Consider the following 15,592-nt stretch of genomic DNA (forward strand, 5'->3'; position numbering starts at 1 on the left):
CGCGCAAAAAAAGGCTCCTGCGGGAGCCTTTTTGTTTTCGGATGACGCTTTGTCACTGTGGCTTGAGCCAGGCCCACAGTGCCAGGCCCATCAGCAGCCACAGAATGACGATGAGCACGGCGCCGGCCCGGCTTTGGGGCTTGGCGCCCTCGGCCTGCATCCAGGCGTCGGCCTGCTGGCGGCATGCCGTCAGCACATCGGCTGGCAGCAGCCTGACGGTCAACCAGATCAGGGCCGGCAGCAGCAGGACATCGTCCACATAGCCGAGCACGGGAATGAAGTCCGGAATCAGATCGATGGGGCTCAGCGCATAGGCCACCACGAACAGACCCAGTGCCTTGGCATACCAGGGCGTGCGGGGATGCCTGCCGGCGAACCAGAGCGTGACGCCGTCGCGTTTGACACGCCTGGCCCAGGTCTTGAGGGTATTGCCGATGCTCATGGTTGGCGCAGGGGCTGCACTTCGATGGTGAGATGCGAAAGCTCGTGGATATGGGCCAGCTGCGCCTTGTAGTGGGCGGGCTCTTTCGGGTTGGGGGCGGTCAGCGCCACAATGGCCGCGAAATGGCCCGGCCCTACCTGCCATACATGCAGATCGGTGAGCTGGCTTTCGGATGCGGCCAGGGCCTCCCGGATTTCCTGCTGTACCTGCTGTCCTTCGCGGCCGGCGTCCAGCAGCACGCTGCCCGCATCCTGGACCAGGCCCCATGACCACCGCGCAATGACCAGGGCGCCGACCACGCCCATGGCAGGATCGGCCCAGGCCCATCCATAGCTGCGACCCAGCAGCAGGGCAGCGATGGCCAGGACCGAAGTCAGCGCATCGGCCAGCACATGCAGATAGGCCGCGCGCAGATTGTTGTCCCGGCCCTTGCCATGGTGGCCGCCATGGTGATCATGGTCATGATGGTGGTGGGCGTGGTGGTGATGGCCGTGGTGCGCATGGTCGTCCTTGAGCAGCCAGGCACAGGCCAGGTTGACGAGCAGGCCCGCTGCGGCCACGGCGGTGGCCTGGTCGAAATCGATAGGGACGGGCTGGGTGAGCCGAACCAGGCTTTCCCAGCCGATCAGCAGCGCGATCAGCGCCAGGACGATGGCACTGGCAAATCCGGCCAGATCGCCGAGCTTGCCGGTGCCGAAGGTGAAGCGGGGGTTGCCGGAGTGGCGGCTGGCAAAGCGATAGGCCAGGGCGGCAATCAGCATGGCCCCCGCATGGGTGGACATGTGCCAGCCGTCGGCCACGAGGGCCATGGAGCCATAGACCGTGCCGGCCGTGATCTCGGCCAGCATCATGGCGGTGGTCAGGGCGATCACCATCCAGACCTTGCGCTCGTTGCGTCTGTGGTCGCTGCCGAGAAAGACGTGGTCGTGGCCGGAGGCCACCGCGGAGGAGGTTGCATGCATGCTCATGGCCGGGTTCCTGATGCCGATGCCTTCATTTCATGTAGGAGCGGATGACCTCGATCATCTCTTCGCCGCCGTGGCGGCGCCCGGCGTCGTCGGTGGCTTCCAGCACATGCTCGCGCAAATGGTCTTCCATCACTTCCACGGTCAGCCCGCCGACCGCGCCGCGCACCGATGCAATCTGGCGCAGCACCTCGATGCAGGCTGCATCGGTTTCCAGTGCACGTTCGATGCCTTCCAGCTGTCCCTTGATGCGGCGCACCCGGGCAATCAATTTGTCTTTCTGACGAGCGGTGTGGGACATGGCAGATGGGACGAAAAATAGTATGGGGGGCTATATTAATAAGCTGAAGCCGTCCCTGTTGCCATGCAGGACAATCCGCCCTCCGCAGGAGGCGGCAGGAAAATCCGATGGAATAAATCGCCTCGCCCGGCTGTTTACTGCAGGTCAACACCAAGGAGACATTCCATGACCCGCCTTGCTTCTCTTTCCGTTCTTGCTTCGGCCCTGCTGGCAGCCTGCTCGAGCGCTTATGTCGGCCAGCCCAGCTCCCCGGCCACGACTTTGAACGGCGTGCTGGTCGGCCCCAGCCAGATGACGCTCTATGTATTCGACCGCGATGCGGCAGCCGGTGCAGGCAAGAGCGTCTGCAACGGCGGCTGCGCCACCAACTGGCCGCCGCTGATGGCGCCTGCCAGCGCCTCGGCCATTGGCGACTGGAGCGTGGTGACGCGCGACGACGGGGGCCGGCAATGGGCCTACAAGGGGCGCCCGCTCTACTACTGGAGCAAGGACGCCAAGCCGGGCGACAGGACGGGCGACGGCTTTCTCAACAACGCATGGCATGTCGCCAAGCCCTGAGCCTGCGTGCAGGTAGAAGCCGCCATTGCCCATATTCCCCGCCTGCGCCGCTATGCACGGGCGCTGGTGGGGGATGCCGCCCGTGCCGACGATCTGGTGCAGGACACTCTGGAGCGCGCCTGCCAGAAGTGGGCACTATGGTGCCCGCCCGAGGCCGGTTCTGCCACCGAAGTCCAGGCAGCGCTGCGCAGCTGGCTGCTCACGCTGATGCACAACCTGTACGCCAACCAGTGGCAGCAGGCGGCGCGCCAGCGCACGGTGGACTGGGACGATGCCTGGGACGGCGGGCACGATCCCACATCGCAGATGGCGCTGCGCCTGGACCTGGAGCGTGCGCTGGCGCTGTTGGCGCCGCAGGCGCGCGAAGTGCTGCTGCTAGTGGGGATGGAGCAGCTGAGCTATGCCGAAACGGCGCAGATGCTGGGCATTCCGATAGGAACCGTGATGTCGCGCCTCGCGCGTGCACGTGAACAGCTCAGGCGCCTGATGGAAGGGGCCGCACCTTCCCGGACTGTGTTGAAAGCTGTCAAATGACGGGGAATCTATCAATGACCGCGGGCCGCCCTGATGAAACCATGCTCCATGCCTGGGTGGACGGAGAACTTGCACCGGCAAGCGCTTCGGAAGTGGCGCAGTGGCTGGCGGAGAACCCCGACGAGGCGGCACGCATGGCCGCCATTCAGGCCCAGCGCGCCGGCCTTCAGGCCCTGCATACCCAGCTGCTGGATGAGCCCGTTCCCCCCCCAGCTGCGCCGCGCGCTGCGCAGGCCGCTGCAATGGCAGTGGCCGCATGCGCTGGCCGCCGGCCTGATGCTGGGTGTGGGTTTGGGCATAGGCTACGGCCTGGGCGGAAGAGAGCATGCCGATATGGCGACTCGGGCGCGCGCCGTGCCGGCTTTCGCGCGCGAGGCGGTGGCTGCGCATGCGGTCTATGTACCCGAGCAGCGCCATCCGGTAGAGGTTGCCGCGCAGCAGCAGGCCCATCTGGTGCAGTGGCTGTCCAAGCGCCTGGGCGTGCCGCTCAAGGTGCCCGCGCTTGACGCACTGGGCTACCACCTGGTCGGCGGGCGCCTGCTGCCCGGAGAGGCGGGGCAGTCGCGGGCACAGTTCATGTACGAGGATGCGGCCGGCCGGCGTGTGACGCTGTATGTGTCGGTGCTGGCCCGGACGGGTGGTGTGAAAGCGCCGGCAAGCTTCCAGTGGACCGAGGAGGGCGCGACGCACGGCTTTTACTGGGTGGACGGGCGGCAGGGCTATGCCGTGAGTGCGGCCTTGCCCCGCGACCAGCTCTATGCGCTGGCGGAGGCCATTTATCGGCAGCTGGATTGAGCAGGACATAGCCCATGCGCATGGGCTATGTTTCGAGGTGCCTTAAGCCAGCTTGAACGGCAGCTCGCGCAGCGGCTTGCCCGTGAGTCGCGCCACGGCATTGGCAAAGGCCGGCGCCAGCGGCGGTACCCCCGGCTCACCCATGCCCGTGGGCGCATCGGCGCTGGGAACGATGTGCACGGCCACCGTGGGCATGTCGGTCAGGCGGGCCACGGTGTAGTCGTTGAAGTTGCCCTGTTCGACCACGCCGTCCTTGAAGGTGATGGCCGCGCCCAGCAGGCACATGCCCAGGCCCATCAGCGCGCCGCCCTGCACCTGGGCCTCCACGCTCTTGGGGTTGACCGCGAGGTTGCAGTGCACGCCGGCGGTGACGGCATGCAGTTTGGGCACGCCGTCCTGCACCGAGGCCTCGACCACGTAGGCCACGACCGACTCGAAGGACTCGTGCACCGCCACGCCCCAGGCGCGGCCTTGCGCCAGCTGGCGCTTGCCATAGCCGGATTTGTCCACGGCCAGCTTCAGCGCGGCGGCATGGCGCGTATGCTTGTCGCCGAACTGCTTGAGGCGGTACTCGACCGGGTCCTGGTTCGTGGTGCGGGCGATCTCGTCGATCAGCGTCTCCATCACGAAGGCGGTGTGGGTCGAGCCCACGCTGCGCCACCACAGCACCGGTGCATTGAGCACCGGGTGGTGCACCGACAGGCGCATGGGCACGTCGTAGGGCTCCTTCATGCCTTCGACGGCCGTGCCGTCCACGCCGTTCTTGACCATGAAGCCCTCGAAGGCCGTGCCGTGGGCGATGGACTGGCCGACGATGACATGGTCCCAGGCCAGCACCCGGCCCTGGTCGTCGAAGCCGATCTCGGCGCGGTGCAGGTGCATGGGGCGATAGTAGCCGCCCTTCACATCGTCCTCGCGGCTCCAGACCATGCGCACCGGCGCATCCAGGCCAGCCGCGCGCGCGGCCTTGGCGATCTGGCAGGCCTCGGCCACGTAGTCGCTGGTGGGCGTGGCGCGGCGCCCGAACCCGCCGCCGGCCATCTGCACGTTCACTTGCACGTTCTTCGGCTCTACGCCGAGGATGCGCGCAGCCGTCGCGGCCTCCCAGCCCGGCGCCTGCGTACCCAGCCACAGTTCGGCCCGGGTGGCCGCGCCCTGGCCCGAGAGGCGCACGGTGCAGTTGAGCGGCTCCATGGGTGTGTGCGCCAGGTAGGGGAAGAGGTATTCCGCGCTGATCTTGTGCGGTGCGCTGCCAAGTTTGGAAACGTCGGCGTCGTACTTGAGCGCGCCGGGTTTCTGCGCCAGCTCGCGGTATTGGGCGAGCTGCTGCGCCGAATCGACCTTGCCGACGCCCGCGCTGTCCCACTCGATCTTGAGCGCATCGCGCCCCTGCTTGGCGGGCCAGTAGCCGTCGGCCAGCACGGCCACGGTCTCGCCGCCGTGCACGCTGGGCACGCGCAGCACGGCGCGCACGCCCTTGATGGCCTTGGCGGCGCTGTCGTCGACCGACACCGGCTTGCTGCCGTAGACCGGCGGGTGCGCGACCAGGGCGGTGAGCATGCCAGGCAGGCGGGTGTCGATGCCGTAGGCCTGCATGCCGCTGGACTTGGCGCGCGCATCGATGCGGCCGGTGGCCCGGCCGATGATGCGGAAGTCCTTGGGGTCCTTGAGCGCCACGGCCTGCGGCACGGGCAGCTTCATCGCGGCGTCGGCCAGCTCGCCGTAGCCGAGCTTCTTGCCGCGCGGGCCGATCACCTGGCCGGCCTGGGTGCGCAGCGTGTCGGCCGGCACGTTCCAGCGCTGGGCCGCGGCCGCCAGCAGCATGGCGCGGGTGCGGGCGCCCAGCTCGCGGTACTGCGTGTACGAGTGCTTGATCGCGGTGGAGCCGCCGGTGAGGTGAAAGCCCATCACCGGGTCCACGTAGGCCGGGTCGGCGTTGCCGTGCGTGCTGCGCACCTGGGACCAGTCGGCGTCCAGCTCCTCGGCCAGCACCATGGGCAAGCCGGTCTGCACGCCCTGGCCGAAATCGAGGCGGTTGATGGTGACGGTGACGATGCCGTCGCGGTCGATGTGGACGAACGCGGCCGGCTGCTGCGTGGGCTTGAGGCCCGCATTGGCGCCATTCGCGGCCTCGCCACCGGCCTGGGCCAGCACGGCGGCGGGAAAGGCGCCGAGCGCAAAGCCCGAGGCGGTGGCGATCTTGAGGAAGCTGCGGCGCGAGGTACCGCTATCGGTGTCAGCCCCGTCCATCAGCGTGCGCAGGCCTTGCGGCATGTCGTGGAGCATGTCGGTGGTGATGTGCATGGTGGTTGCTCCGGGTGTCAGGCCAGGGTCTTGGCGGCGTCGTGGATGGCGGCGCGGATGCGCACGTAGGTGCCGCAGCGGCAGATGTTGCCGGCCATGGCGGCGTCGATGTCGGCGTCGCTCGGCGCCTTGTTGCCCTTGAGCAGCGCGGTGGCGCTCATGATCTGGCCGCTCTGGCAGTAGCCGCACTGAGCCACGTCGTGGCGCACCCAGGCGTCCTCGACGGCCTTGCCCACCTTGTCGCCGGCCTGGGCCTCGATGGTGCTGAGCTTCTGCCTCTCGGCGGCCGAGATGGGCGTGATGCACGAGCGGATGGCCTGCCCGTTCAGGTGCACGGTGCAGGCGCCGCACATGGCCATGCCGCAGCCGAACTTGGTGCCCTGCAGGCCCAGCGTGTCGCGCAGCGTCCAGAGGATGGGGGTGGAGGGGTCGACATCGACCGAGGTCGGCTTGCCGTTGAGGGTGAATTTCACGGGCATGGGGCGTTCTCTTTCTTCTCGCGGGTTGCGGGGCCCCGGTACACGTCGCGCGCGGGGGTGGCGAGCAGTGTGCCGCAGTCCGTTTGAAAGAAAAATATAGCCTATCTATCTAGGTTATCAAATTTTGCTTAACAATCGAAGGCATGAAGCCCGAGATCCTGGCCTCGCTGGCCGCCTTCGAGCAGGTGGCCCTGCACCGCAGCCTGACCTATGCCGCGCATGCGCTGGGCGTGACGCCGGCCGCGCTGTCGCAGACTATCAAGAAGCTGGAAGCGCGGCTGAATGTGCGCCTGTTCGAGCGCACCACGCGCAGCGTGAACCTGACCGAGGCGGGCCGCGCCTATCTGGAGCGCGTGGCCCCGGCGCTGGCCAGCCTGCAGAGCGCCACCGAGGACCTGCAGACCAGCGCCGGCGTGGAAGGCGGCACGCTGCGCCTGACCCTGGCCCACCCCGCAGGCCGCGTGCTGGTGGAGCCGCTGCTGGCCGAGTTCTTCGCCCGGCACCCGCACATCGCACTGGAGCTGGTCTACGACGACGGCTTCGTCGACATCGTGCGCGAGGGCTTCGACCTGGGCATACGCATAGGCGATTCGCTGGAGGGCGACATGATCGCGGTGCGGCTGACGCACGAATTCCGCATGTGCTGCGTGGCCACGCCCGCCTACCTGCAGGCGCACGGGCGGCCGCAGCACCCCGATGAGCTGGCCGCGCACCGCTGCATCAACTACCGCATGCGCAGCAGTGGCGCGGTCTACAAATGGGAATTCATGGTGGATGGCCAACTGACCGAGCGGTCCGTGCACGGCCCGCTGGTGGTCAACCACTGGGAGGCCGGCCTGCGCGCCGCGCTGGACGGCGTGGGCCTGACCATCGGCTGGAGCGAGTCGATGGCGCCGCTGCTGCAAAGCGGCGAGCTGGTGGAGGTGCTTGCTCCCTATTGCGCCATTTTTCCGGGCTTTTACGCCTACTACCCGCAGCGCGCGCATCTGCCGGTCAAGACACGGGTGTTCCTGGATTTTCTGACCCGGCGCTTGGGCCGTTCAATCTGAGGGCGCGCCTGCCCAGCTTCCTGCGGCCAGTACTTATGGTCTAGGTGCCGGCCTGCGGCTGGGCCTGAGCGCCTTGCAGGAAGGCGCGCTCCACCAGCGAGGCCAGTCCCGCCCGGGCCACGCGGCCGCGCCGCTCGGCATCGGCCAGGCCCAGGAACGTGGAAAGCCAGATCTCGGTCAATGCGGCCGCACTGAAATCAATGCGAAAGACCCCTTGCTGCTGCCCACGCAGGAAAAAAGCGTCCAGCCGCTGCTCCCAATCCGTGTACGAGTCTTCGGATGCCTCGGCATTGTTCCAGTAATAGGTCAGAAACGCGGCAAGTTCCCTGTGCTCGAGCTGGAGCGCGATAAGGCGCTGCAGTGCCTCACGCGGAGTGCCTTCCTCGAGTCTGGCCTGGGCCAGCGCACTGTCCATGGCTTTCAGCCCGTGATCTATGAGGCGGTCGACCAGTTGCTCGCGGGTGCGGCAGAAGCGGTAGAGCGTGGCCTTGCTGATGCCGATGGCCTTGGCCAGCTCCTGCAGCGAGGCGCGGGGATGGTTGACCATGGCGAGGGCCAGTGCGGACAGGATGCTGTTGTCTTGTGGGGCGCTTGCTGCAGCCATGGGAGTCGTCCTTGCGTGAGATGTAGTTATTGGAACAGAGAAGATTCAAATCTAGACAGGAACGAGTTCCTGAGTGCATTGCCTAGATTTTTGTCCTGTTAAAAATTCAGTTTCGGAAAATTGAATCAATTTAGATTCAATTGGTATTTTTGTATATCATTGCATCCTTTGTGGAATTTCTTGAACCGAAAAGGGTGGCAACAATGGCAATGCATCAAGAGAGACTGTGGCGGCCCATCGCTGCGGCAGCCATGGTGGTGCTGATGGCTGGCTGCGGTCAGCACCAGGCATCCGGGGGCGGACAGGACGAGAAGCCCGTGGCAGTGGACGTGATGGCGGTGCAGGCGCAGCGGCTGGAGCTGCGCAGCGAGCTGCCGGGACGTATCGAGCCGGTACGTGTGGCCGAGGTGCGCGCACGGGTGGCGGGCATTGTGCTGAGCCGGCATTTCGAGGAAGGCTCGGACGTCAAGGCGGGCGACGTGCTGTTTCGCATCGACCCGGCTCCGCTGCGCGTGGCGCTTTCACGTGCACAAGGGGAGCTGGCCAGGGCTGAAGCGGCCCTGGGTGAGTCGCAGGCGCTGGTGCGCCGTTACCAGCCGCTGGTGGAAGTCGAGGCCGTGAGCCGGCAGGACTTCGAAGCGGCCCAGGCCGCCTTGCGCAGTGCCCGGGCAGCGCGCCAGTCGGCCCAGGCCGAAGTGGATGCAGCCAGGCTGAATCTGGACTACGCCACGGTCAGGGCGCCGATTTCGGGGCGCATTGGCCGGGCGCTGGTGACCGAGGGTGCGCTGGTCGGCCAGGGCGAAGCCACGCCCATGGCACTCATCCAGCAACTGAGCCCCGTCTATGCCGATTTCCAGCAGTCGGTGGCCGAGGTGCAGCGCTTGCGGGCAGCCCTGGCAGAGGGGCGGCTGTCGCAGCACCAGGACAAGGGTGCGGAGATTGCGCTGACGGTGGAGGGCAGCGGCCAGCGGCGCCAGGGGCGGCTGATGTTTTCCGACGTGACAGTGGACCGCAACACGGGGCAGATGGCCTTGCGCGGCCAGTTCGACAACCGCGACGGCATGCTGCTGCCCGGCATGTATGTGCGCGTGACGGTGGGGCAGGGCGTGGACCCGGCAGCGATCCTCGTGCCGCAGCGCGCCGTGCAGCGCGGCGCGGACGGCAAGGCCCAGGTGCTGGTGGTCGATGCGCAGGATACGGTGCAGGCGCGTGCCGTGCAGACCGGAACCATGCACGGCGCGCAATGGCATATCACCGAGGGCCTGAAGCCCGGCGAGCGCGTGGTGACCGGCCGCATGGCGGCCGTACAGCCCGGAGCCAAGGTGAAAGCCAATGTGGTCTCCGCAGATGCAGCCCATGCCGGTGCGTCCTCGCCGGCCAGTCCCGCTGCCGATGCTGATGCAGCAGCGACGCCACAGGCCGGAGCCTGAGCTGCGGCTTGCAAGGAATCAACATGTCCAGATTTTTCATCAACCGCCCCAATTTCGCCTGGGTGGTTGCAATCTTCATCCTGCTTGCAGGGCTGCTGGCGATACCGGTGCTGCCGGTCTCGCAGTTCCCCAACGTGGCGCCGCCGCAGATCTCCATCTCGGCCACCTATCCGGGAGCATCGGCCACCACGGTGATGGAGTCGGTGACCAGCGTGATCGAGGAGGAGCTCAACGGCACCAAGGGCCTGCTGTACTTCGACTCCTCCAGCGGCTCCACCGGCCTGGCCGAGATCACCGCCACCTTCGCGCCGGGCACCGACCCCGCACTGGCCCAGGTCGAGGTGCAGAACCGCATCAAGAAGGCCGAGGCGCGGCTGCCCGCCGCAGTGATGCAGATGGGCCTGCAGGTCGAACAGGCCAGCGCCAATTTCCTGCTGATCTACTCGCTCACCTACAAGGGCGATGACACCGGCAAGAACGAGGTCCGGCTGTCCGACTTCGCCGTGCGCAACATCAACAACGAGATCCGCCGCGTGCCCGGCGTTGGCAAGGTGCAGTTCTTCGGTGCCGACGTGGCCATGCGGGTTTGGGTCGATCCGCGCAAGCTGCTGGGCTACGGGCTGTCGATCGCCGACGTGAATGCGGCCATCGCCGCGCAGAACGCCCAGGTCCCGGCTGGCAGCTTCGGCAGCCAGCCCGGTTCTGCCGAGCAGGAGCTGAGCGCCACCATCGCGGTCAAGGGCACGCTGAGTTCGCCCGAGGAGTTCGGCCGGATCGTGCTGCGCGCCCATGCCAACGGCTCGGTGGTGCATCTGGCCGATGTGGCGCGGCTGGAGGTGGGCCAGCTGGACTACAGCTTCTCGTCGCGCGAGGACGGACGCAAGGGCGTGGCGGCAGCCGTGCAGTTGGCACCGGGGGCCAACGCCATGCAGACGGCCAAGGCCGTCAAGGCCAGGCTGGCCGAGCTGTCGCAGAACTTCCCCAGCGATATCCAGTACGCCGTGCCCTACGACACATCGCGCTTCGTGGAGGTGGCCATCGGCAAGGTGATCCAGACCCTGGTGGAGGCCGTGGTGCTGGTGTTCCTGGTGATGTGGCTGTTCCTGCAGAACCTACGCTACACGCTGATTCCCACCATCGTGGTGCCGGTGTGCCTGGCCGGTACGCTGGGGGTGATGTATGCGCTGGGCTTTTCGGTCAACATGATGACCATGTTCGGCATGGTGCTGGCTATCGGCATCCTGGTGGACGATGCCATCGTGGTGGTGGAGAACGTCGAGCGCATCATGGCAGAGGAGGGGCTGTCGCCGCTGGCTGCCACCGTGAAAGCCATGCAGCAGGTGTCGGGGGCCATTGTCGGCATCACCCTGGTGCTGGTAGCGGTGTTCCTGCCGCTGGCCTTCATGAGCGGCTCGGTGGGCGTGATCTACCGCCAGTTCTCGCTGTCGCTGGCGGTGTCCATCCTGTTTTCGGGCCTGCTGGCTCTGACCTTCACGCCGGCACTGTGCGCCACGCTGCTCAAGCCCATCGCCCAGGGTCATCATGACGAGAAGAAAGGCTTCTTCGGCTGGTTCAATCGCCGGTTTGCGCAATTGACCGAGCGCTTCTCGGGCCTGAACCAGCGGCTGGTCAAACGCACGGGCCGCTACATGGTCATCTATGCGGCCATTGTGGGCGGCCTGGGCTTGGCCTACACGCGCATGCCGGAGTCCTTCGTGCCCTACGAGGACATGGGCTATTACATCGTGAGCGTGCAGCTTCCGCCGGGTGCGACCGAGGCCCGTACCGAAGCCATGGTGCGCGACATGGAGGCCTACGTCCAGAGCCGCCCCGCCACGGCGCAGGCCGAGTTCCTGATGGGCTACAGCTTCTCGGGCATGGGACAGAACGCGGCCCTGGCCTTCGTCACGCTCAAGGACTGGTCCGTACGCGGCGCCGGACAGGCCTCGTGGGACGAGGTCCAGGCCTTCAACCAGCGCTTTGCCAGCCTGGCCGACGGCTCGACCATGGCGGTGGATCCACCGCCCATCGACGGCCTGGGCAATTCGGGCGGCTTTGCGCTGCGGCTGCAGGACCGTGCCAACCTCGGCCGCGAGGCCCTGGTCGCCGCGCGCGACGAATTGCTGAAGAAGGCCAATGCCTCGCCGGTGATCGCCTACGCGATGATGGAGAACCTCGAGGATGCGCCGCAGCTGCGCCTGGACATCGACCGGCGCAAGGCCCAGGCCCAGGGCGTGAACTTCGCGACCATCAGCACGGCGCTGTCCACGGCCTATGGCTCGGCCGTGATCAACGAGTTTCCGAATGCCGGGCGCCTGCAGCGCGTGGTGGTGCAGGCCGACACGGCGGCGCGCATGCGGCCCGAGGACATCCTGAGCCTGTACGTACCCAACGAGCGGGGCGAGCAGGTGCCGCTGTCGTCATTTGCCTCGGTGGCCTGGGAAATGGGGCCGGTGCAGATCTCGCGCTACAACGGCTATCCGGCCTTCCGCATCGCGGGCGACGCCAGGCCCGGCCATACCACCGGCGAGGCCATGGCCGAGCTGGAGCGCATCATGGGAGAGTTGCCGCAGGGCATAGGCTACGAATGGACCGCGCTTTCCTACCAGGAAAAGGCCGCCGGCGCGCAGGCTCCCAAGCTGTTCGCCCTGGCCATCGTCGTGGTCTTCCTGCTGCTGGTGGCGCTGTACGAAAGCTGGAGCATTCCCGCGGCCGTGATGCTGATCGTGCCCATCGGCGCGCTGGGCTCGGTGCTGGCCACATCGGCCGTGGGCCTGGCCAACGACGTGTACTTCAAGGTCGGCCTGATCACCATCATCGGCCTGGCGGCAAAGAACGCCATCCTGATCGTGGAGTTCGCCAAGGACCTGCACGAGCGCGGCCATTCGCTGGCGGACGCGGCACTGCAGGCGGCCCGCCTGCGATTCCGTCCCATCGTGATGACCTCGCTGGCCTTCATCCTTGGCGTGGTGCCGCTGGCGCTGGCCACCGGCGCGGGCGCCTCCAGCCAGGCGGCCATCGGCATCGGCGTGATCGGCGGCATGCTCAGCGCCACCTTGCTGGGGGTGATCTTTGTTCCCATCTTTTTTGTCTGGGTGCTGTCGCTGTGGCGCCGCCATGAAACCGTTGAGGCGGGCGCTGCAGCAGCTCGCCAAGGAGAGTCCGCGTGACGCAAGGCCTTGTTTCCTCTCTTTCCTGGCGCCTGGCTGCTCTGGCCGCAGGCTTGGTGCTGGCCGGCTGCGCCTCGCTGGCGCCGGTCTACGAGCGTCCCATGGCGCCTGTTCCGGGTGAATGGCCTGCCGATGCCGAGGCCGTGCCGGACAGACCCTCTGCCGCCACGCTGCAATGGCAGTCCTTTGTGACCGATGAGGTCGTGCGGGCGCGCATCGCCCAGGCGCTGGCGCACAACCGCGACCTGCGCCAGGCAGTGCTCGATGTCGAAGCTGCGCGAGCCCAGTACGGCGTGCAAAGAGCCGACCGCCTGCCAGGCCTGGATCTGCAGGCCTCGGGCAGCCGCCAGCGCCTGCCTGGCGACCTGAGCGCCACGGGCCAGCCCATGGTTCAGAGCAGCTACCAGGCGGGCGTGGGGCTGGCGTCCTTCGAGCTGGACCTCTTCGGCCGGGTGCGCAATCTGTCGGAGGCTGCCCTGCAGGAATACCTGGCAACCGAGGAGGCAGCCCGCAGCGTGCAGATCAGCCTGGTGGCGGAAGTCATCCAGGCCTCGCTGGCACATGACGGTGCACGCCAACGTGTGGAGCTGGCACTGCGCACGCTGGCTTCGCGCGAAGCGGCGCTGCAGCTGGTGAAGCAGCGCCGCCAGATGGGGGTGGACACCGCGCTGGACCAGAACGAGGCGGAGGGGCTGGCCGAGCAGGCCCGTGCCGAGCTGGAGCGTGCCGAGCGGGAGTACCGGCAGGCGGGCAATGCGCTGGAGCTGCTGCTGGGTCAGCGTCCTGCGGACAGGGAGCGTGCCCTCGATGCCCTGCCACTGGTACAGGACATTGGTGCCGGCACGCCCGCCGAATTGCTGATCCATAGGCCGGACATCCGGGCGGCCGAACGACAGCTGCGGGCCCGCCATGCCAGCATCGGCGCGGCGCGCGCGGCATTCTTTCCGCGCATCACGCTGACAGGCTCTTTCGGCAGTTCCAGCGCTCAACTGTCGGACCTGTTCGGCGGCGGCCAGCGCAGCTGGTCCTTTCTGCCGCAGCTTCAGCTGCCGCTGTTCGATGGCGGCCGCAACCAGGCCTCTCTGGACCTGGCCAGGGTGCGCAAGGACATGGCCGTGGCTGCCTATGAGAAGAGCATCCAGACGGCGTTCCGGGAGGTGGCCGACGCATTGGCTGCCACCGACACGCTGCGGCGCGAAGAGGTCTCCCGGCGCAAGCTGGCCGCCACAAGCGCAGAAAGCCTGCGCCTGGCCTCGGTACGCTATCGCGGAGGGGTGGACAGCCATCTGCGGTATCTGGACGCCGAGCGCAGCAACTTTGCCAGCCAGATGGCCTTGATCGAGGTGGCAACCCAGCGCCAGATGGCGTTGGCCGCCTTGTTCAAGGCCTTGGGCGGCGGCTGGAACGCTGCGAAGGATCTGCGCAGCTAAGGCGCTTTGAGGCCTCCCCGTGAAAGCCTGCCGCCGGCTTGCCGGCGGCAGGCTTTCTGTTTCCACGATCCGTTTTTCGCGGGGGCCCAAGTCCGTGCCGACGCATGCCTGGCGCGCCGGTCGCCGAAGATTTTGATAGCGCTTGGGCGGCCAAAGGTTTTTCCGTCGCGCTTACAATGCCGGCTGGGTGGCGCGTCATGGTGGCGTTCCAGGAAAGCAGCGAAGGTCGGGCCGCCTCGCTGCTTGATGACGTCCCCCTCATGATCGACATTTCCATCGAAGCGATTGCCGCAGGCATTTTTGCGGTTGCCCTGGCGCATACCTTTGCCGCCAAGCAGTTCGAGCGGCTTTCCCGCCGTTTCCCGCGCCACGCGGGCCTGTTTCATCTATTGGGCGAGGTGGAGATCGTCTTCGGCTTCTGGGCCATGGTGCTGATCGTGCTCATGGCGCTGTCTTCCGGCGGCAGCCAGGCCCTGCAATATGCGGAAAGCCGCAACTACACGGAACCCCTGTTCGTGTTCGTGGTGATGGTGATCGCCGCGTCGAAGCCGGTGCTGGCGACCGTCATGTCCCTGGTCAATGCCATTGCCCGCCTGTTGCCGGTGCAGACTTCGCTTGCCACGGCATGGCTGGGTCTGGCGGCTGTGCCTTTGCTGGGATCGCTGGTCACCGAGCCGGCGGCCATGACGATTGCAGCGCTCATGCTCGCTCCGCAGATCTTCAGGCCCCATGTTCCGGAGGGGCTGAAATACCTTGCACTGGGCGTGCTGTTCGTGAACGTTTCCATCGGCGGCACGCTGACCTCTTATGCCGCTCCCCCCGTGCTCATGGTGGCGTCGACCTGGCAATGGGACAGTGCCTTCATGTTTGCCAACTTCGGCTGGAAAGCCGCTGTTGCCGTGCTGGTGAACGCAACGGTTGCCATCGTGCTGCTGCGCAACCACCTGCGCCCCGCATTGCCCGGCAATGAAGACCTGTCCTCCACCGAGCGCGTGCCGCTGCCGGTGGTCCTGGTGCATCTGGTCCTGCTGGCGGCCGTGGTGCTGCTGGCGCACCACCCGGTGGCTTTCCTGGGGCTGTTCCTGCTGTTCCTGGGCTTCACGCAGGCCTATGACAGGCACCAGAGCCCGCTCATCATCAAGGAGGCGCTGCTGGTGGGCTTCTTCCTGGCCGGCCTGGTGGTGCTGGGCGGCATGCAGCAATGGTGGCTGCAGCCCATTGTCTCGGGGCTGCAGCCGCTGGCCCTGTTCATTGGCGCAGTCGGCTTGACGGCCATCACGGACAATGCAGCCCTGACCTATCTTGGCTCCCTGATTGCGGATATTCCCGAGCAGTCCAAGTACATGCTGGTGGCTGGCGCCGTGGCCGGTGGCGGGCTGACCGTGATTGCCAATGCCCCCAATCCCGCGGGCGTGGCCCTGCTCAAGCGCGGATTTGCCGATGAAACCGTTGGCGCTGCAGGATTGCTGCTGGGCGCGCTGGGGCCCACGGCCGTCGCCATTGCCGCCTTCATGCTGCTTTGACAGGCAAC

General features: G+C 66.8%; 13 protein-coding genes and 1 pseudogene. 8 read left to right on the forward strand and 6 right to left on the reverse strand.

Annotated elements, in window-relative coordinates; all coding sequences use genetic code 11:
* Positions 1-52: 52 nt before the first annotated feature.
* The 3 genes from V8Z74_RS05645 to V8Z74_RS05655 are packed head-to-tail and all read right to left on the reverse strand — an operon-like array spanning position 53 to position 1,708.
* Positions 53-442 carry a YkvA family protein gene (locus tag V8Z74_RS05645; RefSeq protein ID WP_349708403.1) on the reverse strand — a complete coding sequence of 130 codons (390 nt, stop codon included), beginning with the start codon at positions 440-442 and terminating at the stop codon, positions 53-55.
* A complete protein-coding gene (gene dmeF / locus V8Z74_RS05650; RefSeq protein WP_349708405.1) occupies positions 439-1,410 on the reverse strand; it encodes a CDF family Co(II)/Ni(II) efflux transporter DmeF in 972 nt (323 codons plus the stop codon). The genes V8Z74_RS05645 and dmeF overlap by 4 nt, the downstream gene beginning before the upstream one ends.
* Before the next feature lie 25 nt (positions 1,411-1,435).
* Positions 1,436-1,708: a metal/formaldehyde-sensitive transcriptional repressor gene (locus V8Z74_RS05655; RefSeq protein ID WP_066470466.1), complete on the reverse strand. Its 273-nt coding sequence runs from the start codon at positions 1,706-1,708 to the stop codon at positions 1,436-1,438.
* Positions 1,709-1,873: 165 nt separating this feature from the next.
* On the opposite strand from V8Z74_RS05655, the gene V8Z74_RS05660 reads away from it, so the two are divergent.
* The 3 genes and pseudogenes from V8Z74_RS05660 (at position 1,874) to V8Z74_RS05670 (ending at position 3,595) form a co-directional block, all read left to right on the forward strand.
* Entirely contained in the window at positions 1,874-2,266 is a 393-nt protein-coding gene (locus tag V8Z74_RS05660) for a COG4315 family predicted lipoprotein (protein WP_066470464.1), read from the forward strand.
* A gap of 6 nt (positions 2,267-2,272) precedes the next feature.
* The gene (locus V8Z74_RS05665; protein WP_066470463.1) at positions 2,273-2,800 is read left to right on the forward strand and encodes an RNA polymerase sigma factor; all 528 of its coding nucleotides are present in this window, start codon (positions 2,273-2,275) and stop codon (positions 2,798-2,800) included.
* Positions 2,801-2,814: 14 nt separating this feature from the next.
* Positions 2,815-3,595: pseudogene (locus V8Z74_RS05670) on the forward strand (anti-sigma factor family protein).
* A 42-nt stretch (positions 3,596-3,637) separates the two neighbouring features.
* On the opposite strand, the gene V8Z74_RS05675 reads toward V8Z74_RS05670, so the two are convergent.
* The gene (locus tag V8Z74_RS05675) at positions 3,638-5,899 is read right to left on the reverse strand and encodes a xanthine dehydrogenase family protein molybdopterin-binding subunit (RefSeq protein ID WP_502879455.1); all 2,262 of its coding nucleotides are present in this window, start codon (positions 5,897-5,899) and stop codon (positions 3,638-3,640) included.
* 17 nt (positions 5,900-5,916) lie between these two features.
* Positions 5,917-6,378 carry a (2Fe-2S)-binding protein gene (locus V8Z74_RS05680; RefSeq protein WP_349708407.1) on the reverse strand — a complete coding sequence of 154 codons (462 nt, stop codon included), beginning with the start codon at positions 6,376-6,378 and terminating at the stop codon, positions 5,917-5,919.
* Positions 6,379-6,521: 143 nt separating this feature from the next.
* Here V8Z74_RS05680 and V8Z74_RS05685 point away from each other — a divergent pair, with 143 nt between their 5' ends.
* Positions 6,522-7,427, forward strand: a complete 906-nt coding sequence (locus tag V8Z74_RS05685; protein ID WP_349708409.1) for a LysR family transcriptional regulator — start codon at positions 6,522-6,524, stop codon at positions 7,425-7,427.
* A 40-nt stretch (positions 7,428-7,467) separates the two neighbouring features.
* On the opposite strand, the gene V8Z74_RS05690 is transcribed toward V8Z74_RS05685, so the two are convergent.
* Positions 7,468-8,031 (reverse strand): TetR/AcrR family transcriptional regulator, encoded by a 564-nt coding sequence (locus V8Z74_RS05690; RefSeq protein ID WP_349708411.1) that lies wholly within the window; start codon positions 8,029-8,031, stop codon positions 7,468-7,470.
* A 203-nt stretch (positions 8,032-8,234) separates the two neighbouring features.
* On the opposite strand from V8Z74_RS05690, the gene V8Z74_RS05695 reads away from it, so the two are divergent.
* From V8Z74_RS05695 to V8Z74_RS05710, 4 genes are all read left to right on the forward strand, one after another.
* Positions 8,235-9,461: an efflux RND transporter periplasmic adaptor subunit gene (locus V8Z74_RS05695; RefSeq protein ID WP_349708412.1), complete on the forward strand. Its 1,227-nt coding sequence runs from the start codon at positions 8,235-8,237 to the stop codon at positions 9,459-9,461.
* A 23-nt stretch (positions 9,462-9,484) separates the two neighbouring features.
* Positions 9,485-12,631 carry a multidrug efflux RND transporter permease subunit gene (locus V8Z74_RS05700; RefSeq protein WP_349708414.1) on the forward strand — a complete coding sequence of 1,049 codons (3,147 nt, stop codon included), beginning with the start codon at positions 9,485-9,487 and terminating at the stop codon, positions 12,629-12,631.
* Positions 12,628-14,061, forward strand: a complete 1,434-nt coding sequence (locus V8Z74_RS05705) for an efflux transporter outer membrane subunit (RefSeq protein ID WP_349708415.1) — start codon at positions 12,628-12,630, stop codon at positions 14,059-14,061. Before V8Z74_RS05700 ends, V8Z74_RS05705 begins: the two co-directional genes overlap by 4 nt.
* Positions 14,062-14,321: 260 nt before the next feature.
* On the forward strand, positions 14,322-15,584 hold the full coding sequence (locus tag V8Z74_RS05710) for a putative Na+/H+ antiporter (RefSeq protein ID WP_349708416.1): 1,263 nt from the start codon (positions 14,322-14,324) through the stop codon (positions 15,582-15,584).
* The last annotated feature ends 8 nt before the right edge of the window (positions 15,585-15,592 follow it).

This window comes from Comamonas sp. w2-DMI (genome assembly GCF_040187735.1).
Classification (GTDB): Bacteria; Pseudomonadota; Gammaproteobacteria; order Burkholderiales; family Burkholderiaceae_C; genus Comamonas; species Comamonas terrae.